The sequence below is a fragment of the Flavobacterium sp. WC2430 genome (assembly GCF_040822075.1).
In the GTDB taxonomy this organism is placed as follows: Bacteria; Bacteroidota; Bacteroidia; order Flavobacteriales; family Flavobacteriaceae; genus Flavobacterium.
In genome coordinates this window covers 2,035,268-2,057,721 of the sequence record NZ_CP162007.1, presented here as the reverse complement: position 1 = coordinate 2,057,721, position 22,454 = coordinate 2,035,268, and the positions used below count along the sequence as shown (strand labels likewise).

20 protein-coding genes are annotated in these 22,454 nt (G+C 33.5%); 8 read left to right on the top strand and 12 right to left on the bottom strand.

Features of this window, described 5'->3' with window-relative positions; all coding sequences use genetic code 11:
• Nucleotides 1-173 precede the first annotated feature (173 nt).
• The 3 genes from hemG to AB3G36_RS09055 all read left to right on the top strand — a co-directional run bounded on the left by hemG (nt 174) and on the right by AB3G36_RS09055 (nt 1,851).
• Nucleotides 174-713, top strand: coding sequence for a menaquinone-dependent protoporphyrinogen IX dehydrogenase (hemG, locus tag AB3G36_RS09065; protein ID WP_367751949.1), 540 nt, complete (start codon nt 174-176; stop codon nt 711-713).
• A gap of 139 nt (nt 714-852) precedes the next feature.
• Complete coding sequence (locus AB3G36_RS09060) at nt 853-1,305, top strand: DUF3291 domain-containing protein (RefSeq protein WP_367751947.1); 453 nt, start codon at nt 853-855, stop codon at nt 1,303-1,305.
• 51 nt (nt 1,306-1,356) lie between these two features.
• Nucleotides 1,357-1,851, top strand: a complete 495-nt coding sequence (locus AB3G36_RS09055) for a nuclear transport factor 2 family protein (protein ID WP_367751945.1) — start codon at nt 1,357-1,359, stop codon at nt 1,849-1,851.
• 51 nt (nt 1,852-1,902) lie between these two features.
• Here the strand turns inward: AB3G36_RS09055 and AB3G36_RS09050 are convergent, their stop codons facing one another.
• The 4 genes from AB3G36_RS09050 to AB3G36_RS09035 all read right to left on the bottom strand — a co-directional run bounded on the left by AB3G36_RS09050 (nt 1,903) and on the right by AB3G36_RS09035 (nt 7,851).
• Nucleotides 1,903-3,444 (bottom strand): acyl-CoA carboxylase subunit beta, encoded by a 1,542-nt coding sequence (locus AB3G36_RS09050; protein ID WP_367751943.1) that lies wholly within the window; start codon nt 3,442-3,444, stop codon nt 1,903-1,905.
• A gap of 51 nt (nt 3,445-3,495) precedes the next feature.
• A complete protein-coding gene (gene accC, locus AB3G36_RS09045) occupies nt 3,496-4,935 on the bottom strand; it encodes an acetyl-CoA carboxylase biotin carboxylase subunit (protein WP_367751941.1) in 1,440 nt (479 codons plus the stop codon).
• 100 nt (nt 4,936-5,035) lie between these two features.
• Nucleotides 5,036-5,521: an acetyl-CoA carboxylase biotin carboxyl carrier protein subunit gene (locus AB3G36_RS09040; RefSeq protein WP_367751939.1), complete on the bottom strand. Its 486-nt coding sequence runs from the start codon at nt 5,519-5,521 to the stop codon at nt 5,036-5,038.
• Between the two features lie 101 nt (nt 5,522-5,622).
• Nucleotides 5,623-7,851, bottom strand: coding sequence for a radical SAM protein (locus AB3G36_RS09035; protein WP_367751937.1), 2,229 nt, complete (start codon nt 7,849-7,851; stop codon nt 5,623-5,625).
• 168 nt (nt 7,852-8,019) lie between these two features.
• On the opposite strand from AB3G36_RS09035, the gene AB3G36_RS09030 reads away from it, so the two are divergent.
• Both AB3G36_RS09030 and AB3G36_RS09025 read left to right on the top strand, forming a co-directional pair.
• A complete protein-coding gene (locus tag AB3G36_RS09030; protein WP_367751935.1) occupies nt 8,020-11,364 on the top strand; it encodes a T9SS type B sorting domain-containing protein in 3,345 nt (1,114 codons plus the stop codon).
• A 63-nt stretch (nt 11,365-11,427) separates the two neighbouring features.
• Nucleotides 11,428-13,521, top strand: coding sequence for a T9SS type B sorting domain-containing protein (locus AB3G36_RS09025; RefSeq protein ID WP_367751934.1), 2,094 nt, complete (start codon nt 11,428-11,430; stop codon nt 13,519-13,521).
• A 5-nt stretch (nt 13,522-13,526) separates the two neighbouring features.
• On the opposite strand, the gene AB3G36_RS09020 is transcribed toward AB3G36_RS09025, so the two are convergent.
• Nucleotides 13,527-14,810, bottom strand: coding sequence for an MFS transporter (locus AB3G36_RS09020; RefSeq protein WP_367751932.1), 1,284 nt, complete (start codon nt 14,808-14,810; stop codon nt 13,527-13,529).
• Between the two features lie 104 nt (nt 14,811-14,914).
• On the opposite strand from AB3G36_RS09020, the gene bshC reads away from it, so the two are divergent.
• Together bshC and AB3G36_RS09010 are read left to right on the top strand one after the other, a co-directional pair.
• On the top strand, nt 14,915-16,504 hold the full coding sequence (gene bshC, locus AB3G36_RS09015) for a bacillithiol biosynthesis cysteine-adding enzyme BshC (protein WP_367751930.1): 1,590 nt from the start codon (nt 14,915-14,917) through the stop codon (nt 16,502-16,504).
• Between the two features lie 84 nt (nt 16,505-16,588).
• Nucleotides 16,589-17,008, top strand: a complete 420-nt coding sequence (locus AB3G36_RS09010) for a nucleoside-diphosphate kinase (RefSeq protein ID WP_367751928.1) — start codon at nt 16,589-16,591, stop codon at nt 17,006-17,008.
• A gap of 140 nt (nt 17,009-17,148) precedes the next feature.
• Here AB3G36_RS09010 and AB3G36_RS09005 read toward each other — a convergent pair whose 3' ends face one another.
• Together AB3G36_RS09005 and AB3G36_RS09000 are read right to left on the bottom strand one after the other, a co-directional pair.
• Nucleotides 17,149-17,445 (bottom strand): DUF721 domain-containing protein, encoded by a 297-nt coding sequence (locus AB3G36_RS09005; RefSeq protein ID WP_367751927.1) that lies wholly within the window; start codon nt 17,443-17,445, stop codon nt 17,149-17,151.
• A complete protein-coding gene (locus tag AB3G36_RS09000) occupies nt 17,426-17,866 on the bottom strand; it encodes a lipocalin family protein (protein WP_367751925.1) in 441 nt (146 codons plus the stop codon). Before AB3G36_RS09000 ends, AB3G36_RS09005 begins: the two co-directional genes overlap by 20 nt.
• Before the next feature lie 259 nt (nt 17,867-18,125).
• On the opposite strand from AB3G36_RS09000, the gene AB3G36_RS08995 reads away from it, so the two are divergent.
• The gene (locus tag AB3G36_RS08995) at nt 18,126-19,160 is read left to right on the top strand and encodes a serine hydrolase domain-containing protein (RefSeq protein WP_367751923.1); all 1,035 of its coding nucleotides are present in this window, start codon (nt 18,126-18,128) and stop codon (nt 19,158-19,160) included.
• Nucleotides 19,161-19,348: 188 nt separating this feature from the next.
• Here AB3G36_RS08995 and ftsY read toward each other — a convergent pair whose 3' ends face one another.
• From ftsY to AB3G36_RS08970, 5 genes are all read right to left on the bottom strand, one after another.
• Nucleotides 19,349-20,302 (bottom strand): signal recognition particle-docking protein FtsY, encoded by a 954-nt coding sequence (ftsY, locus tag AB3G36_RS08990; RefSeq protein ID WP_367751921.1) that lies wholly within the window; start codon nt 20,300-20,302, stop codon nt 19,349-19,351.
• Between the two features lie 129 nt (nt 20,303-20,431).
• Entirely contained in the window at nt 20,432-20,584 is a 153-nt protein-coding gene (locus tag AB3G36_RS08985) for a DUF4295 domain-containing protein (protein ID WP_220764364.1), read from the bottom strand.
• A gap of 71 nt (nt 20,585-20,655) precedes the next feature.
• A complete protein-coding gene (gene rpmG, locus AB3G36_RS08980; protein ID WP_108740707.1) occupies nt 20,656-20,838 on the bottom strand; it encodes a 50S ribosomal protein L33 in 183 nt (60 codons plus the stop codon).
• 31 nt (nt 20,839-20,869) lie between these two features.
• Complete coding sequence (gene rpmB, locus AB3G36_RS08975) at nt 20,870-21,106, bottom strand: 50S ribosomal protein L28 (protein ID WP_072941276.1); 237 nt, start codon at nt 21,104-21,106, stop codon at nt 20,870-20,872.
• A gap of 71 nt (nt 21,107-21,177) precedes the next feature.
• Nucleotides 21,178-22,431, bottom strand: coding sequence for a CinA family nicotinamide mononucleotide deamidase-related protein (locus AB3G36_RS08970; protein ID WP_367751918.1), 1,254 nt, complete (start codon nt 22,429-22,431; stop codon nt 21,178-21,180).
• Between the last annotated feature and the right edge of the window lie 23 nt (nt 22,432-22,454).

The window sequence follows — 22,454 nt, the reverse complement described above, 5'->3', positions numbered from 1 at the left end:
ATACTAAAATGTCAAATAGTAATGAAAAAATACCATTATGTAGATTCTACACAAAGAACTCTTTTTTATAAACGAAAATTTGTTTCAAATTAAATTTGTAAATTTAATAGACCAAATAGTTTATTATCTGTAAATCAATATTTTAATTCATCTTTAATTCAAATCTAAAGATTATGAAACTACTTATTATTTATGGTACTACAGAGGGGCAAACTCGTAGGATTGCACACTACATGGAAGTTCTATTACAAAATAACGGACACCAAGTTACAATTGCTGATACCACTGTCAATCCTCCTTCACCCGAAGGCTATGATGCTATCTTAATAGGTTCTTCTATACATATGCACAAATACCAATCGGCAGTAAAGCATTATATCAAAAAGTATCTTGCAGAATTAAATCAAATACCTAGCGCGTTTTTCTCTGTCTCACTTGCTGTAGCATCAGGTCTTGAGGAAGAAAATCAGGAAGTGCAAAAAATAACAAATGATTTTCTTCAACAAACTGGATGGAAACCTATGCTGACAACTCAAATTGCAGGTGCTTTAAAATACACCGAATACGATTATTTTAAACGCCTCATCATGAAAATGATTTCTAAAAAACAAGGTGGAGCAACCGATACATCACAAGATTATGAATATACTAATTGGGATGAAGTAAACAAATTCACTAACCAATTTATAAATAAAGTATCTCAAAAATCTTGATTTGTGTATTTTTAGTTTTTAAACAAAAATTATTCTTATCAATCACTTCAATAGTAATAATTTGAAAAATTAATAATAATTTAGTCACTCTTTAATTGCTTGCTTAACGAAAACACTTAAATAACGAAAAAATAATTCTATGGGTGAATACCAAATTGCAGAAATTAATATCGCAAAAATGAAAGGTGTAGCTATTAATGACCCGATAATGAAAGAATTTGTCGATAATTTAGATTCCGTTAATGAATTAGCTGAAAGCAGTACTGGATTTGTTTGGAGATTAAAAGACGATACGAATAATGCGACTGCTTTAAATCCGTATAATGACGAACAAATTATTGTAAATGTTTCTGTTTGGGAAAACGTGGAATCATTGGAAAATTTCGTTTATAAAACTTTCCATACCGAGTTTTTGAAAAGAAGAAAAGAATGGTTTCAAACTTTTGGCAAAGTATATACTGCAATGTGGTGGATCAAAAAAGGGGAATTCCCAACGCTATATAATGCAAAAGAAAAATTAGATTATTTGCAGGAAAATGGAGCTTCGGAAATCGTTTTTGATTTTAGAAAAAAATTTCCAAAACCTTTTTAAGTTGTATTTAAAAAGCCTTATTTATTCACTTACAAATATTTAAAATAAATTATGAAAAACTATAGCCTACCCTATTTTTTAATTTTCTTATTTGCAATTACAACAGCTGTATGTTCTGCTCAAAAGTACACTACTAAAGAACCAGCATACCAATACATTCCAGACAATCTAGAACTCTACAATACCATAGTTGCCATGGATAGTACATTTTTCCAAGCGTACAATACCTGTGATCTAGATAAGCAGGCAGCAATATACGCGGACAATATTGAGTTTTACCATGACAAAGGGGGATTAAGTACCGTTAAACAAGACTTAATTGACGGTACTAAAAAAAACATATGCGGTAAAGTTACGCGAGAATTAGTAAAAGGGAGTATTGAGGTCTATCCTATTAAAGATTTTGGAGCAATAGAAATGGGTCTCCATAAATTCCATAATAATACAGAGAAAGAAGGAACGCCATCTCACGCCAGTAAATTCATAATCTTCTGGAAAAATGATAGTAATGTATGGACTATTACAAAAGTGGTTAGTTTACATTAAACAAAAAACCATTCGCCGTGGCGAATGGTTTTTTCTATTCTTATCATTCTTTTACAAAGGAATATTCCCGTGTTTTCTATCGGGAGTTACGCTTACTTTATTTTCGAGCATACTAAACGCTTTTATCAATTTTCGTCTAGTATCTTGCGGTAGGATTACCTCATCTACAAAACCACGTTGTGCTGCTGTATATGGATTGGCAAACAAATCAGCATACTCCGCTTCTTTTTCCAACAATTTAGCTTCATGGTCTTTGGCATCGTGAATTTCTTTCTTGAAGATAATTTCAGAAGCCCCTTTTGCCCCCATAACCGCAATTTCGGCAGTAGGCCAAGCAAAATTCATGTCGGCACCAATGTGTTTGGAATTCATCACATCATAAGCTCCACCATAGGCTTTACGCGTAATCACAGTAACTCTAGGCACCGTCGCTTCACTTAAAGCATATAATAATTTGGCTCCATGAACTATAATTCCATTCCACTCTTGATCTGTTCCTGGTAAAAATCCTGGTACATCTACCAAAACTAATAACGGAATATTAAATGCATCGCAAAAACGGGTAAATCGAGCCGCTTTTCTTGAACTATTCACATCCAGACAACCTGCTAAAACCATCGGTTGATTGGCTATAATTCCAATGCTTTTTCCTCCTAGTCGAGCAAAACCCACCAAGATATTTTCGGCATAATTTTTATGAATTTCATAAAATGAATCTTCGTCGATTATTCCACCAATCACCTCGTGCATATCGTACGGTTTATTGGGATTATCAGGAATAATTGTTGCTAATTTAGCTCGAACCTCATCATTCAATTCATAAGGTAAATTATGTGCTTTTTCTTTATTACTTTGTGGCAAATAACTCAACAAACGTTTCAAATCTTCTAGGCATTCGACATCATTTGTAGATGTGATGTGCGCCACACCCGATTTAGTTGAATGCGAACTCGCACCTCCTAATTCTTCCGAAGTTACCGTTTCATTAGTTACCGTTTTAACTACATTAGGACCTGTTACAAACATATAACTGGTGTCTTCGACCATCATCGTAAAATCCGTCATTGCTGGTGAATATACTGCTCCACCAGCGCAGGGTCCCATGATAGCCGAAATTTGTGGAATAACACCCGAAGCTTGCACATTTCTATAAAAAATATCGGCATAACCACCCAAAGAGCGCACTCCTTCTTGAATACGAGCTCCACCAGAATCATTCAGTCCAATCATAGGCGCACCCATTTTGACTGCCATGTCCATAACTTTACAAATTTTCTCGGCATGTGTTTCGGATAACGAACCTCCAAAAACGGTGAAATCTTGTGCAAAAATGTAAACCAATCGTCCATTTATGGTTCCGTACCCGGTGATGACACCATCCCCGTAATACATTTCCTTTTCCATTCCAAAATCGGTAGTTCGGTGCGTTACCAACATTCCAATTTCTTCAAATGAACCTTCGTCCATTAAATAATTAACACGCTCTCTTGCCGTTAATTTTTTATTCGAATGTTGTTTTGCTATCCTCTTTGTGCCTCCGCCCAAATGAGCTTGAGCAATTTTATCGTTTAATATATTTATTTTGTCTTGCATACTGTTTTTTTTACCGCTAATTCGCAAATTTTATTTGTAACTCTTTAAAAATCAATTTGGTAATCTTACGATTTTTTGATCTTCAAAATAGTGTTTTAATGCTACCATAGCAGCAATTTCAGCTTCCTGAGCCAATTGGTTTTTCAACAAATCCGCGTTGTAATATTTTTTCACAAAATGGGTGTCAAAATTTCCAGAACGAAACGCCTCATGATCAAAGACAAATTTCCCAAAAGGCAATGTTGTTTCTACTCCTTCCACTTGATAACCATCTATTGCTTCCAGCATAATTTGAATAGCTTCCTCACGTGTTTCTCCATAGGTAATCAACTTTGCTAGCATTGGATCATAATAGATAGGAATATCCATTCCTTGCTCAAAACCATTATCTACACGAATTCCTTTGCCAACAGGTAATTGGTAAACATCCAAATGACCTACACTAGGTAGAAAATCATTCATAGGATCTTCGGCATAGACACGCAATTCCATCGCATGTCCTTTTATTTTCAGGTCTTCTTGTTTAATTGATAATTCTTCTCCTCTAGCGACTCTAATTTGTAGTTCGACTAAATCAGTTCCGGTGATTAATTCAGTAACGGGGTGCTCCACTTGCAAGCGGGTGTTCATCTCTAAGAAGTAAAAATTATTATTTTCGTCCAATAAAAACTCTACCGTTCCTGCTCCAAGATAATCACAAGATTTAGCTACTAAAACGGCAGCTTCACCCATCTCTTTTCGCAATTCTGGTGTTAAAACAGAGGAAGGTGCTTCTTCGATAACTTTTTGATGACGTCTTTGTATACTACATTCCCTTTCGAATAAATACAAAATATTTCCATGACTGTCAGCCATTATTTGGATTTCAATATGTCTTGGTGAACCCACATATTTTTCTATAAAAACAGCACCATCCCCAAAAGCAGAAATCGCTTCGCTAATTGCACGATCCATTTGAGATTCAAATTCGGCTTCGTTTTCTACTACACGCATTCCTTTACCTCCACCACCTGCTGACGCCTTTATTAGAATTGGAAAACCTATTTCTTTAGCTACAACTTTGGCTTTTTCCACATCGGTAATGGCTTTATCATAACCAGGAACCATTGGAATATTGTATTTTTTAACAGCCTCTTTGGCTGCTAGCTTACTTCCCATGATATGAATTGCTTTCGACTTGGGACCAATAAAGATGATATTGTTTTTTTCGGCCTCTTCAGCAAAATCAGCATTTTCACTCAAGAATCCATACCCTGGATGAATAGCATCCACGTTTAAAGATTTGGCCACTTCGATGATTTTACTTCCTAACAAATAGGATTCACTAGAAGGAGCTCCTCCAATACAAACCGCTTCATCAGCAAATTTCACATGTGGTGCATTTCTATCTACAGTTGAATATACCGCAACTGTTTTAATTCCCATTTTACGGGCGGTTTTCATTACTCTTATGGCAATTTCCCCTCTATTGGCAACTAATATTTTTTTCATATTTTTTTTAGATAAAAGACGAAAGACCGCTACGCTGCTAGATTCAATATAAATCCTCTCTAACTATTTTCTTGCCTCTTTCTTCTTGTTTCTTACAACTTTATTCGAATTCAATTAACAACTGCCCTTTATCCACAGCATCTCCTAATACAACCGAAATTGTTTTTATAACACCATCACGAGGAGACAGGAAACTATTTTCCATTTTCATAGCACCCAAAATGATTAAATTATCATTTTCAAGTACCGCTTGTCCAACCACTACACTGATTTCTAGAATTAGTCCAGGCATAGGTGCTTTGATGTAATTGACTTGTTTGGTAAGTCCAACTTCAAATCCCATATCTTTAATCAAAACATCCAACGGATTAGAGATTGCCACAACATAAGAGTTGTTATTGACCTTTACAGTATACGTTTTTTGAAGAAAGTCAGAACTTACAATTTCTGCTTTATAAGGGTTGTTTTTATGTAAAATATGGACAGAATTAGAATCCAAATTTACAACATCGAGTTTTGAAACTTCTTCTTTATTAATATCAAATGAAAAAGAATCATTTACTTTTACTTTATAACTATCACTCATTAGTATTATTTTTATGGTGGTAAAAATAAGTAAAAGAAAACGTTTTCGTAAAAGAAAAAGAAAAGTTTTATGCTAAATTAGTATAGCTATCAAAAATTAATCTACAACACCAATAATCCAAATTCTCTTAATGAATTAATGGGTTTTGAGTACCAAAATATTTCAAAGTCTTCAAAATGAGTTTCAAAATCAGATTTAATTTCTTGGAAAGAATAAATTTTAGCATTAGAAACAGCTATTTTTAAAAGTATTGCTGTTAGCCATTCGCCCTCTTCCTTGTTGGTTTGAATTGTAAAACTTTCTTTTTTATCATGAAAAGTCAAACTCATCATTTCCCAAGAATTCCCTTTTTTAGTTTTAGTAAAATAGTCTACAAAAGGGGTTCCTCCTAACCAAACAATTTTGGCTGTAGGTTTGATATTAAAACCATCGTTTTCTTGAAGTGCATCAAAAATAAAATCGGGAGAGATTTTAGTTTTCGGAATTTTAAATTCAAACCAATCTTGCAACTCATAATCAAAACAGATGCCGTGCATGAAGTTGAACAACGATTTCTTGAGTCCAAAACTGAATTTGTCATGGTCGATTCCTGTTGAGTCGATATAATTAATATCGTTATTAGCAAAAGTCCCAATAACTTCGGTTTCTTTTACAACTCCAAATTTCTCAGGATACAATCCCACTGGACTGTGTGCTGTCATGGCAAATTGGTGCCAAAACCCTGATTGCAATACGCCTACTTCAAACAATTGGCGTACCATTTCAAGACTGTCCACCGTTTCTTGAATTGTTTGTGTAGGATAACCGTACATCAAATACGCATGAACCATTACGCCGGCTCCCGTAAAGTTTCGAGTGACTTTAGCCACTTGTTCAACAGTTACGCCTTTATCTATTAATTTTAACAAACGATCCGAAGCTACTTCAAGTCCACCAGAAACAGCGATACAACCGGAAGCTTTTAAAAGCAAACATAAATCTTTAGTAAAGCTTTTTTCGAAACGAATGTTGGTCCACCAAGTCACAGATAATTTTCTTCTCAATATTTCAAGAGCCAAGGCACGCATCAATGCAGGTGGTGCTGCTTCATCAACATAATGGAATCCATTTTCACCTGTTTGCGCAATCATTTCCTCCATTCGATCACAAAGTAAACTAGCAGCTACTGGTTCGTAAATTTTAATGTAATCTAATGATATATCACAAAACGTACATTTTCCCCAGTAACAACCATGTGCCATAGTCAATTTATTCCAACGACCATCAGACCACATTCGGTGCATTGGGTTTACGATTTCGATAACCGAAATGTATTTATCCAAAAGCAAATCGGAATAATCTGGCGTTCCTACTTGGGATTGTTTGTAATCACTTTTGGTTGAATTATTTTTATAAACGACCTTTCCATCTTCTAAAAGAAAAGTTCTTTTAAAGGAATCATAAGTTGGATCTTCAATATTTAAAATCAATTCCTCAACAGGAGCTTCGCCATCATCCAAAGTAATAAAATCAATAAATTCAAAAACTCGAGCATCAGATAACGAACGTAATTCGGTATTGGGGAAACCGCCTCCCATCGAAACCTTAATTTCGGGATGGTATATTTTTACCCATTGTGCAGATCTAAAGGCACTATATAAATTCCCAGGAAAGGGAACAGAAATTAAAAACAATGTGGGCTGTATGGTTTCAATTCTTTCTTTTAGAATAGAAAGTAAAACAGTGTCAATATAAGTAGGCTCTTGTTGTAAAGCCTCGTACAATTCATCAAAAGAATTAGCACTTCTTCCTAAACGTTCCGCATAACGGCTGAAGCCAAAATTAGCATCCACACATTCCACTATAAAATCAGATATGTCTTCAAGATACAAAGTAGCCAAATGTTTCGCTTTATCTTGGGTACCCATAGTTCCAAAAGCCCAATCTAACTCTTCCAATTGTGCAAAACGAGAAGCTTCTGGCAAATAATCCTCTTGACATATTTGCAAAGCTAAGGTTGGATTTTTCCCTTGTAAAAAAGCAATTACTGAATCGATTGTTTTAATGTATTCGTCTTGTAAAGCATAAATTCGTTTCGAATTATCTGAAATTTCTCCAACTTCACCCGAGACTGAAAGTCGAACTGGCGTAGCAAACTTTAAACTTGCAACTTCAAACAAACTTTGCAATCCTTCTTTCGAAAACAATTTTAAAATAACCTCAATACCTAAATCTGCCTGAACTGAATCAATATTTTTAGTATTCAGAAACCCTTTTATGTAGGCCGTTGCCGGATATGGTGTATTCAGTTGGGTAAACGGCGGGGTAATGAGGAAAAGTTTAGTTTTCAAAGGAAATAAGTTTTGTGCAAAAATAAGGGATAATTCTGTTCTTTCCACGAAAAGATGCTACTACTAATTGTATTGGTAATTCAATTCAAAAAATGAAACCCTATCTAAATTAAATAGTTGCAAAATTTGTAGATATTTAATTACATTTACAATTGCCAAATTGTAAAAATGAAACAAAAATTACTCTTATTTTTTTTATTATTTTCTTTTTCTATGCAAAGTCAATGCTTTGACTGTACAAAAATTTTTGGGGGCTGGATTGGTGGTGCTGTCTATGACCTAGAAAAAACAAATACCGCAGTATATGTGACCGTAGGAACAGATCTTTCCGGTGCCAATACTACTGATAAACCAGGACTTTACAAATACGATTTAAACTGTAATCTTATTTGGAAAAAAGAGTTCCCTAATAATTCAGGTGCTGATTATTTCACTATCGATGACCAAGGAAATTCTTATATTTTAGTTAATGAAACCCTAGGTCCTAACTACAATTCTGGGAAAGAACCGTATCAAATTGATGGCTTCGATTTTTATTTTGGCATCACACTTTATAAATTGTCTCCTAATGGAAATATTGTCTGGAATCGTAAAATTGGTACAACAAGAAATTTAGCAAAAAATATTTTCTACTATGATGGTCATATTTATATTACCGGTGCATTTAATAATTCTATCAATATTAATAATGAAATTTTATTAAATGATCCAGCATATTATGGGCGAGCATTTATTGCAAAATTTGATACGGCTGGAAATCTGATTGACGCTAAAAAATATGGTTCAAATCAAGATATTTTTATGACTTCTGAAATCGACAAGAACGGGAATATTTATTTTGCCAGACGAGATCCAAATGTGACTTATTCCAGCATTGACAAAATAAATTCGAATTTAGAATTAGTATGGCAAAAAGAAATTTCTAATAATGGTAATATAACTAACAAAAGTTCTTACAGACCAACAATACTTCATTATAATCCTATAAATGAAAAATTATATTTATGGGGTTGTTTTGACAGAACTGTAACTATTATAGGCAATGAATTCACAACAAACTCATCTAGTAATGGCTTTTTCCAATCCATATTAACCGAATTTAACACATCAAATGGAAATCTTGAGCACTTTAGACAGTTCAATAATAATTCTTTATTAGAATACCCATGGGAAGCAAATAGTCGTCCCAGTAGTTTAAATAAATCATTTATGACAGAAAAAAACAATGAGTTGTTTATTTTGTCTAGTTTTTCAGAAACGATGACTTTTCCTAATGCTACTATTACAGCAGGATCCAATCGCGAAGAGTTGGTCCTTTTTAAAATAGATTTAAACAATTTCATACCTGAGTTTATTTTAAAATCATCTGGTACAAGCCATTTTTCCAATGGTCAGTCTCTTGATGCTGCTGGACCTATTCAATTTGATAAAAACGATTTGTTTCTCACTTCAAATTTCCAAAGTCAACCTTTAATAATCAATAATTCAGTCATTTATGGCAACAGTGGAAATAATGAATCAAATGGATTGCTTTATAAACTTAAATTTAACTCTTCCTCTGCTTCTGGTGAAATAATTGCCGAAAATACATGTTTTAACACAACTACTAATTTCGAAGTAAAAGGAACCTTTGATTCTATACTTTGGAATTTTGATGATCCAAATTCTACATCAAACAACATTGCTACCATCAATAATCCACAGCATCAATTTACTTCTACAGGAACTTATCATGTGACTGCTACTATCAACTGCGGTACTGAAAGTCAAACTATAGAAAAAGACATATCAGTAACTAATCGACCTGTTTTTCACACAGTAGCCCCTATTTATAGCTGTGAAACCATTTCTGGCTCTGGAATTTCAAAATCCTTTGACACATCAAATATTAACTCAACAATAATAGGAAATCAAACAGATTTAATAATTGAATATATTGATTCAAATGAGAATTTATTACCTAGTCCGTTACCAAACCCATTTACTAATTCAATCAAAAATGAAGAAACTATAAAAGTTAAAAGTTATTTTCAAAATAATCCTTATTGTTTTGTAGAAACTAACTTAAAGCTTTACACTATTTCTAAACCCACAAAGCCAACGGCTAGTTCTCCTCAAACCTTCTGTATCCAAGAAACTACAACCGTAAACGAAATTGCAATAACTGGCCAAAACATAAAATGGTATGATACCTTGACTAATGAAGCCCTTCTTTCTAGTACAGATAAGTTACAAAACGGAATTACCTATTACGCTTCCCAAACGATTAATGGTTGCGAAAGTGATAGAATTTCTGTTTTAATTAATATTCAAAATACTCCCACTCCAACAGGAAGTGCAAATCAAACATTTTGTAAAAGTCAAAATCCAACTTTAGATACTATAGTAGCTTCTGGAACTGCTATACAATGGTATGATACTGATGGAACTCTTTTATCCAATTCAACCGCTTTGCAAGACGGTATAACCTATTATGCTTCGCAAACAGAAAACGGTTGTGAGAGCACAAATAAATTAGCCATTATAATTTCGCTTATCAGTACTTTACCGGCAAATGATTATACAGAATTGTTTTGTGATGATTTAAATGATGGTTCTGAAAAAGTGGATTTGTCTGATTATAATTCAAAGTTAATATCCAATACTGCTGGATATACTTTTTCTTATTATTCAAATTATTCAGCTGCCGAAAATCAATTGGTAAGTAGTCAAATTACTAATTTTTCTAATTTTAATTTAGCTTTGGGAGATAATAAAATCTACGTTCGTATTAATTCTAATACACCTTGTTATGCGATTTCCGAATTAAAACTAACTCTTTTGTCGAAACCTAAAATAACAATCCCAGATGTAGTTCCTATTTGTGAAAACAATTCTATTACAATTGACGCAGGCTTGGATTACGATACTTACTTATGGTCAACTGGTGAAACATCATCGAGCATAAATGTGGATAATCCGGGTAATTACTCTGTTACTGTCACTAATAATTACGCTACTATTTCATGTTCAAGTACAAAGAATTTTGAAGTACGACAATCCAATATCGCCACAATAACTTCAATTGACACACAAGACTGGACCGACAATCAAAATACAATAACAGTGTATGCAACTGGTGCTGGTGATTTTGAATATTCCATCGACGGCATTCATTTTCAAGATGAGCCTCAGTTTACAAACATCATCAGTGGACAATATACGGTTCATGTAAGAGATAAAAATGGTTGCGGAACCATTACTGATGAAGTGTATTTATTGATGTATCCAAAGTTTTTTACTCCAAATGGCGACGGATTTAACGACACATGGAAAATCAAATTTTCAACTGTTGAGATTGGGTTAAGCGTAAAAATATTTGACCGATATGGTAAACTCATCAAAGAATTAACGCAAAACAACGATTGGGACGGAAGATTCAATGGACAAGAACTTCCCGCAACCGATTATTGGTTTGTGGTAACTAGAGCAAATGGCACAGAATATCGCGGTCATTTTAGTTTAAAAAGATAATCCCGAAAACAGCATTTTAGTCAACAAAAACAATCCTTTTCCAAATCACTAACCTTAAAATTAATGATAAAAAATATAAAACTCATTGCCCTCTCTCTAATCATTTCAATCTTTTTTTCTGTCCGAATGAGTTCCCAAACCATACAATGGGAAAATACAATTGGAGGTAATGATTATGATTGGAGTGATTTTATAGAACTGTCTAATGATGGAAATTATATTTTGGGTGGATATTCTTACTCTAATATATCTGATGATAAAACTGAAAATTCAAGAGGAGAAGGTGATTATTGGTTAATTAAAATTGATGACACTTCTGGTAATTTATTATGGCAAAAAACTATTGGCGGAAACAGTTTTGATCATTTAACTTCAGCAAAAGAAACAAAGGATGGCGGTTACATCCTTGGCGGCTACAGTTCTTCAGGAATATCAGGAGAAAAAACTCAAAATTCAAGGGGACAAGATGACTATTGGGTTGTAAAATTAGATGAAAATCGGAATATTATTTGGGACAAAACCTATGGTGGAAGTGGTGTAGATCGATTGACATCAATAATTCAAACTGCGGATGGTGGTTATCTTATGGGAGGTTCTTCAGACTCTAACATTTCAGGAGATAAAACTGAAAATTCAAAGGGGAATCTAGATATGTGGATTATTAAAATTGATGCATCCGGGAATATAATGTGGCAAAAAACATTTGGAGGAGACAATTCTGATTGGGTTCAATCTCTACTAAAAACAGCTGATGGAGGTTATCTATTAGCTGGCTCTTCAAACTCAAATATTTCTGGTGATAAAACCCAAAAATCAAGAGGAGGAGGAGATTACTGGGTTTTAAAAATCGATAGTTTAGGTACTATTGTCTGGCAAAAAACTATTGGAGGAAATAATGGAGATTATTTAAAATCTATAATAGCGACCTCAGATGGCAATTACATTTTAGGAGGTGATTCTTTCTCCAACATTTCTGGAGATAAAACAGAAAATACATTGAATAATTCTAATGATGTTTGGATTCTCAAATTAAATGATTTTGGGCAAATTTTATGGCAAAAAAATATTGGAGCAAATGATACTGAAGTATTTGCAGATATCCGAATGACCTCGGATAATGGTTTTATTCTAGGCATCATGTCCTACTCGGGAATTTCAGGCTACAAAACTGAAGCTTCAAGGGGAGACCGTGATTATTGGATTGTAAAACTCGATGCAGCTGGTCAATTTGAATGGGATAAAACTGTAGGCGGTGATAGTCTTGACCAAACACAATCTATAGTACAAGCCAAAGATGGAGGTTATGTTGCGTTAGGCTGGTCACAGTCTAATATATCTGGAGATAAAACAGAAAATAAAAGTGGGCTACAGGATTTTTGGGTGGTTAAACTCCAATTGTGCTCTCAAAACCTTTCTGCTAACAGTAATTCTCCAATTTGTGAGGGCAATTCCATACAGCTATCTGCATCTGGCGGGACTAATTATGCTTGGACTGGACCAAATGGTTTTAATTCATTAGAACAAAATCCATCCATATTAAATGCAAATGCATCACAAAGTGGTCAATACACTTGTAGTATAACAGGAACTGGTGGATGCGATGATAAGAAGTCAGCTACTGTTGTGATAAACATTGAAACTGTACCAACAGCAAATTCTCCACAGGAATTTTGTATACAACAAAATGCAACTTTAAGTAATGTAATTATTAGCGGTGACAATATAAAATGGTATGATTCACAAACTGGAGGCACTGAATTACTTGAAACAACTTTACTAAAAGACGGAATAAATTATTATGCGTCACAATCTATAAATAATTGTGAAAGCAGTCGTATTGTAATAAATACCCGAATTTTAGCAGATGCAAATTGTCAACCAGTAACTGACATTGATTCATCAATAACGTATCCTAAATTCTTCACCCCAAACGAAGATGGATTTAACGATACTTGGAATATCAAATTTTCAGCTGATGAGATAGGATTAAGCGTAAAAATATTTGACCGTTATGGTAAACTCATCAAAGAATTAACGCACAGCAACGCTTGGGACGGAACATTCAACGGACATGAACTTCCCGCAACCGATTATTGGTTTGTGGTAACTAGAGCAAATGGCATAGAATACCGAGGGCATTTTAGCTTAAAACGCTAATTCAACTAAAACTTATGCTCTTTTTTACTAATCATTAACAACGAAAATAAAGAGATACAAGCGGCTACACTTAAATAGAAACCAACATAAGTCAAACTATAGGTCGTTGCCAGCCAAATTGCTATCATAGGGGCAAACGCAGCTCCAATAATTCCTGCCATATTAAATGCTAATGAAGTACCCGAATAACGTACAGTGGTTGGAAACAATTCCGACAAGAAAGTTCCTAAAGGTCCGTATGTAAATCCCATCAAAGTCATTCCCAAACATAAAAATAAAGTCACGAGAACGGGATTTCCTGAATTCATGAAAAAAGAAAATGCAAAACCAAAAATTGCAATAGCAATGGTGGCATAAATAAGCATTTTTCTACGCCCAATTCGATCCGCAATTAAAGCCGAAACAGGTATAAAAAGGGCAAAAAACAATACTGAAAACAACTGCATCAATAAAAAATCTCTTTTGGAATAACCCAAATCTGAGGTTGCCCAACTCAAAGTAAATACCGTCATTAAATAAAATACCAAGAAGGTAGTAATAGCCGCAAATGTCCCAAAAATCAATTGGTTTTTATAAAATTTTAATAAAGTAAAAAACGGAATTTTCACTTCCTCTTGTTCTATTTTAGCATTTTCGAAAGCGGGGGTTTCAGTAATTTTTAATCGGATGTAAAAACCAACTACAACCAATAAAGAACTGGCTATAAACGGAATTCTCCATCCATAATCAAGGAAAGATTCGGGACTAAGTATATCTGTCAAAATCAAAAAGGTTCCCCCAGAAAGTAATAAACCTATTGGTGCTCCTAATTGCGGAAACATACCATACCAAGCCCGTTTATTGGGTGGAGCATTTTCGATGGCTAATAACACCGCTCCACCCCATTCGCCACCTAAACCAACACCTTGACCAAAACGACATAACATTAATAATAAAGGAGCGGCAATACCAATAGTAGCATAACTTGGTAAAAACCCAATACTAACTGTAGAAATTCCCATTGTCAATAAAGCAATTACTAAAGTTGTTTTTCTTCCTATCTTATCACCATAATGACCAAAGACTGCTGAACCCAATGGTCGAGAAAGAAAGGCTATTGAAAAAGTAGCCAACGAAAGTAATACTGAATTGGTACTATTTGAAGACGGAAAAAATAATTGTGGAAAAACCAAAACCGCGGCATTGGCATAAATATAGAAATCAAAAAACTCAATTGTTGTACCAATTAAACTGCCAAAAAGAACATGTTTTAATGAGTTTTCTTTCTTAGAACTTAAATTATCTTTCATTTGTATGTTAAAATATTTCGATAAAATTGATACTATTTTTCGAAAGTAACAAATATATTTTGTTTCAAAAATTTTCGGTATTTTTACATCAAATAAATTCTCTTATGCCTACCGACTGTATCAGCTATCAAAGTTCTGGATATTTTTCTCCCTTAATGAATGATTATTTAGACGAAAAATCAAATTTACAACCCTTATACAATCGATTCCCAAAGTTGGAAAACTTTGAATCGCAAATCATTGAGAAACAAGCTAATTTTAATAATGACTCAAGAGCTACATTGGCTTCTGTTATTGAAAAGCAATATGCTTCTATAGCTATATCAAATTTGACAAAACAAAATATTGAAGCATTAAAAGTAAATAATACATTTACAGTAACCACTGGACACCAACTCAATTTATTCAGTGGTCCTTTGTATTTTTTATACAAAATTATTTCTACTATCAATCTTACTGAGGAATTAAAAATAAAATATCCAGCCTATAATTTTGTCCCAATTTACTGGATGGCAACCGAAGATCATGATTTTGAAGAAATCAATTATTTTAATTTCAAAGGCAAAAAATTCAGATGGAATACCGAAAGTACGGGACCTGTAGGCCGATTATCTACTGAAGGTCTTGATGCCTTTTTTGAAATCTATGAACAGGAATTAGGAACAAGTACTAATGCAACTGCGATAAAAAAACTATTTAAAGAAGCGTACTTGCAACATGACAATCTAGCCAATGCAACGCGGCATTTAGCAAATGCTCTTTTTGGTACTTATGGTTTAGTAATTCTAGATGCAGATGATAAGGACCTCAAAAGGACTTTTATTCCATATATAAAAGAAGAATTACTTCATCAAAAATCTCATAAATTAGTACTTGAAACAGTCGAAAAACTAAAAGATTATACAGTTCAAGTAAATCCAAGAGAGATTAATTTATTTTATATTGAAGATAATTTACGTGAACGTATAATTATAGAAAATAATAAGTATAAAGTAAACAACACCAAAATTGAATTTACTGAAGATGAAATCTTAAAATTATTAAATTCAAACCCCGAAATGTTTAGCCCAAACGTAATCATGAGGCCTTTATTTCAGGAAGTAATTCTACCTAATCTTTGCTACATTGGTGGAGGCGGAGAAATTGCATACTGGTTAGAATTAAAATCATTCTTTAATGCGGTAAACATTACTTTTCCAATGCTTTTGGTACGAAATTCAGTTCTATTAGCTACAGAAAAACAAATCAAAAAAATAGATAAATTAAATTTAGAATGGAGCGATTTATTTTCAAAACAATCAGAACTAATAAATACCATTACCTTAAAAAATTCTAAATTCCCTATTGATTTAACTCCTCAAAAAGAACTGCTGCACAAGCAATTTAGCGACTTATTTGAACTAGCAAAACAAACTGATAAATCGTTTACTGGAGCCGTAAAAGCACAGGAGGTAAAACAAATAAAAGGTTTAGAAAATCTAGAAAAACGGTTATTTAAAGCACAAAAAAGAAAATACAGTGAAGAAATCGAACGCACAACCGACTTGCAAAACGAATTATTCCCTAACAAAAGTTTACAAGAAAGACAGGCTAATTTCTCTGAATTTTACCTCGAGAATGGACCCAATTTAATCCCAAAATTAATTTCACAGTTGCATCCGTTAGATCAAACATTTGAAATTGTTACATTATAGATATAATTAGCGCACTATAATGCGAAAATTGCAACATTATTAAACAAAATAAACTATTTTTGCACAAAATTTAAAAAATAAAAAATGGCTACTAATAGAACATTTACAATGATTAAGCCTGATGCTGTTTCTAACGGACACATCGGAAACATACTTGCGATGATTACTAATGCAGGTTTCAAAATCGTTTCTTTAAAATTAACTCAACTTACAGTTGCTGATGCTCAAGCATTTTATGCTGTTCATGCTGCTAGACCATTTTATGGTGAATTAGTTGAATTTATGTCAAGAGGACCAATCGTTGCTGCTATTTTAGAAAAAGATAACGCTGTTGAAGATTTCAGAACTTTAATTGGTGCCACTAATCCAGCTGAAGCTGCTGAAGGAACTATCCGTAAAGCATACGCTACTTCAATAGGTGAAAATGCAGTTCACGGTTCTGATAGCGATGAAAATGCTGGAATTGAAGGTGCTTTTCATTTTGCAGGAAGAGAGCAATTTTAATTTATGAGTTAAGGATTAACGATTTTTGAATTAAAATTTAGAAAATCCTATAAATTGAAAATCCCGTTTCAAAATTGAAACGGGATTTTTTTATATCAAAAATCTGAAATCTAAAATCATTAATCAACAATCGCAAATCATTATCTTAAAACAACACTCGTTACCACTTCTCTCCGAAGCTCTTCATTGATCATTTTCACAATCTTAGCCTTTCCATGACTCAACTCTTCACGCAATACGGATGACGTTAACTCAACATACAAAGTGCTTCCTTTCAAAACTACATTTCGGGTATAGCTATTGACCCCATTTCCCATCAAGTTACTCCAAGCGTCTTTAACATCAATTTGGTCCATTCCTGGTTGCAGTTTATTCACTTGGATTATTTGTTTCAAAACATCCCCTACTGTACTCTGATTATTTAGTCTTTTCGCCATCTCCTGTCAAGTTTATCGGTCCCGTTTTTTTATAATGATATTCCTTATTCTCTGTATTTTTCAACACTAATTCTTTATCTGACAATGCGATTAGTTCCTCACTCCATTTTGCATAATCAGTCACATAATCCAAATATACTTTGTCTTTATCAAAACGCACATTTACCTTTTCATCCGTATCATTAACTAAAAATGTTCCGTTCAACTGTGGCATTACTTTCTTTCGAATCCCCTTATTATTCGCTATTTCAAAATAGTCGTAGCTTTCATTCATCTTATAGTCCTTGTCTTCCCCTTTGTCAAAAACCACTTTTTCAATTTCCCAATATCCATTGATTTTTACAATATCACTAGGCTGAATCTTTTGTTGACAACCCACAAAAAAAAGAGATAGTAACAGAATTCTAAACGTGTTTTTCATATAATTATTTTTTAGGAGCTTTTTCCTGCTGTCCGCTGTATCCTCGCAAAAAAGCGAGGGATGCCACTTCCATCAGGGCTATGGATTTAAGGAAATGAATTCCATTTTTTTTACTACTACAAAGTTAACTTTAAAAAATTCAAACAAAAGAAAAATCACAAAACTCATTAAACTATTTTGCATATTTTTGGTCTAATAAAAAACGTATCCTGCTATGATATCAAAAACCATTTATTGTTTACTAATCCTTTTTTCGTGTATGAGTTGTAGCACAGAGCCTACAAATACTTCACCAACTCCATCGCGTACCGAAACTACTTATTTCCCTCCAATTAGTGGAACAACATGGGAAACAAAATCAATAGCCAGTTTAGACTGGAAACAAAATGCAGTTCAGCCTCTTCTAGATTATTTAGAATTAAAACATTCCAAAGGTTTTGTGATTCTAGTCAATGGGCGCATTGTAATGGAAAACTATTTTAATGGACATACAGCCACAACCAATTGGTATTGGGCAAGTGCTGGAAAAACATTAACAGCAACACTCACTGGAATCGCAGAACAAGAACGCTATTTAAATATCAACAATAAAGTTTCTGATTATATTGGGACAGGATGGACAAGTTTGCCTATATCAAAAGAAAACTTGATTACTAATAAACATTTACTAACCATGACTTCTGGAATAGAAGATATTGACAACGGCGACGCAGTAGATCCAGCAAGTCTTACATACAAAGCTGATGCAGGAACCCGCTGGGCGTATCACAATGTATATGTAAAACTACAAGATGTAATTGCTAAAGCATCAAATCAAACTTGGAACACTTATTTCAATACAAGATTAAGAGATAAAATAGGAATGGATGGCACTTGGTTTCAATCAGGTAATAATTCCGTTTATGCCAGTACAACAAGAAGCATGGCGCGATTTGGACTTTTAATGGCCAATAAAGGAAAATGGGATAATACTGTTGTTTTGAGCGAAACCTATTTTAATGCTACCACAAACACTTCACAAAACATCAATTTAGGTTACGGCTATTTATGGTGGTTGAACGGAAAAAGTAGTTACCATTTACCGCAATCACAAATACAGTTCTCCGGAAGTATAATTCCTTCTGCACCCAACGATATGTTTATGGCATTAGGTAAAAATGATCAAAAGATATACATCATCCCTAGCAAGAATATGGTAGTCATTAGAATGGGAGATGCTGCAGATAATGTCAATCTCGCTTTATCTGATTTTGACGACGTACTTTGGCAAAAAATTAGTGCTTTATACCAGTAAAATTATTTCTTTTTTAACCTCTTGGTAAAACCAATAACAAAAAAACCAACACCTAATACTAGTAAAATATAATACAAAATAATATTATAATCACGGATAACATTAGCTAGCACAAAACAAACAACACTAATTAAATAAAGATAAATAGCACTTAATTTTTTAATCGAAGAAAAATTCATGGGATTCTTTTATTTGAAAAAACTATCTACAAATTCAAATTTATTAAAGACTTGCAAATCTTCAATTCCTTCACCAACTCCAATATATTTCACAGGAATTTTAAATTGATCTGAGATGCCAATAACAACACCGCCTTTGGCAGTACCATCTAATTTAGTAATCGCTAGTGAAGTAACCTCAGTAGCTGCAGTAAACTGCTTGGCTTGCTCAAAAGCATTTTGACCAGTTGAACCATCCAAAACCAATAAAACATCATGTGGAGCATCAGCAACCACTTTTTGCATCACACGTTTCACTTTGGTCAACTCATTCATCAAGTTCACTTTATTATGCAAACGTCCCGCTGTATCAATAATAACTATATCTGCTCTTTGAGCAACTGCCGACTGTAACGTATCAAACGCAACAGAAGCTGGATCACTTCCCATATTCTGTCTTACAATAGGAACTCCTACTCTATCTGCCCAAATTTGCAACTGATCAATGGCTGCGGCACGAAACGTATCTGCAGCACCTAGAACAACATTGTAACCTTGCTTTTTGAATTGGTAAGCTAATTTACCTATAGTAGTCGTTTTTCCTACTCCATTTACACCTACTACCATTAAAACATATGGTTTAGTTTGTATAGGAATAACAAATTCAATTGCTTCACCAGTATTTGTTTCTGATAATAAAGCAGCAATTTCTTCTTGTAAAATTTGATTGAGTTCTTCTATACCAAGGTATTTATCTGAAGCTACACGATTTTCAATACGTGTGATTATTTTTAAGGTAGTATCAACTCCCACATCAGAAGAAACGAGTATTTCTTCCAAATTGTCTAAAACAGCATCATCTACTTTAGATTTCCCTGCAACTGCTTTACTTAATTTACTAAAAAAAGTTGTTTTTGATTTTTCAAGTCCTTTATCTAAGGTCTCTTTTTTTTCAGATGAAAATATTCTTTTAAAAAAACTCATGGTATTATACAGTATTAAAAATGAATCATTAGATACAATGAACTAATACGATTTCCTAATCGGTAAAGATAGAAAATAAAAAAGCTACTTCCGAATGAAAGTAGCTTTTCTATATAATGCTTTTATGAATTATTTCTTTTTCAAGAATTCATCAACAGCTTCAGGAGCTAAAATAGTTTCTACGAAAGTATAAGCGCCAGTTTTTGGAGATTTCACCATTTTGATGGCTTTTGATAATCTCTTAGAAGATGTCTGTAACGATGCTACGGTTTTCTTTGCCATGATTCAATGTTATTTGTATTTTAAAAAAATCTATAATGCTATCATTTTAGATTCTATTCAAAATGCTATTATTATTTAATTTCTTTGTGAACAGTTACTCTTTTCAAAACTGGATTAAATTTTTTAATCTCTAATCTATCTGGAGTATTTTTTTTGTTCTTAGTCGTAATGTATCTTGAAGTTCCAGCAACACCAGTTGTTTTGTGCTCAGTACATTCTAAAATTACTTGGATTCTATTACCTTTCTTTGCCATCTTGCTATTTTTTTATATTGGAATTTAAAGATTATTTAATAAAACCTTGTGACTGTGCTTTTTTCAAAACAGCTGCAATTCCATTTTTGTTAATTGTTTTTATCGTAGATGCTGCTACTCTAAGAGTAATCCATCTATCTTCTTCTGGAAGATAAAAACGCTTTTTCACTAAGTTAACAGAAAATTTTCTCTTAGTTTTATTCATAGCGTGAGAAACGTTATTTCCTACCATCGCTCTTTTACCTGTAAGGTCACAAACTCTTGACATTATACTTATCTTTTATCGTTATTCAAAATCAGGGTGCAAAGAAAAGAAAAATAAACGGATGAAGCAAAAAATTACAGCACATTTTTTAAAATTTCTTTCCTTAATAATTCTAAACTCTTAAACACTGCTCTATCTATCACTTTTTCACGTGGTTGGCCAAAATTATGTTCTTCAACAATTACTTCGCTTGGAGTTGCCAATGCAATAAAAACCGACCCAATTTCAGCATTTCCGTCTCCTTTTGTTGGTCCAGCGTTTCCAGTTGTCGCTATTGCATAATCTGTTTTCATCAACCTTTTTGCACTCAACGCCATTGCCGAAACCACTTCACTACTCACTACAGAATACTCTTGTATCAGCTCTTCTGGAATACCTAAAACAGCAATTTTAGTTTCTGTTGCATACGAAACTACACTCCCTTTGAAATAATGTGATGCTCCAGGAACAGAAGCTAATAGCGCCGCAATAGAACCACCCGTACAACTTTCTGCTGTAGCTATTGTTTTGCCATATTTCCTCAACATCTGTCCAATTACAACTTCTATCGTTTCTTCATCTTCAAATCCAACAATAATATCATGAATAATTGCATCTAGTGAAACGATATATTCTTCGATTACATTCTCTAACAATTCTTTATTTGTACCACGTGCCGAAAGACGCAATCGCACTCTTCCTGGACTTGGTAAATAAGCTAGCTTCAAAAATTCAGGAAGACTATTTTCCCAGTTTTCAATTCGTTCCGAAACCATACTTTCTCCTTGTCCATAGGTAAGAATTGTTTTATGGATTATATAAGGTCGTTTGTATTCTTTTACTACTTTTGGAATAATTTCATTTTCAACCAAGTATTTCATTTCATAAGGCACACCAGGTAGCGAAATAAAAACAGTGTTTTCTTTTTTCATCCACATTCCTGGAGCTGTACCTACTTGATTATGAAGCACAGTACATTTTGAAGGAACAAGCGCTTGGTCTTTATTTATTTGCGTTATTTCCCGTTTATAGAAGCCCTCAATTAACTGCGTAACATGAGCTAAAACCTCTTGATTTACCACTAATTCATCTTCAAAATAATCACAAAAAGTTTTTTTGGTCACATCATCTTTTGTAGGCCCTAATCCTCCAGTGACAATAACTAAATCTACTGTATTTTGGAGGGTTGAAAACGTATCTAAAATATGATTTTTATCATCACTTATAGAAACCATTTCATTAATTTCTACTCCTATCCTATCTAAGGATTTAGCAATAAAAGCAGAATTAGTATCTACAATTTGCCCTATTAAAATTTCATCACCTATAGTAACTATGGTTGCTTTCATTATCGATATGAATTTAGGATTTG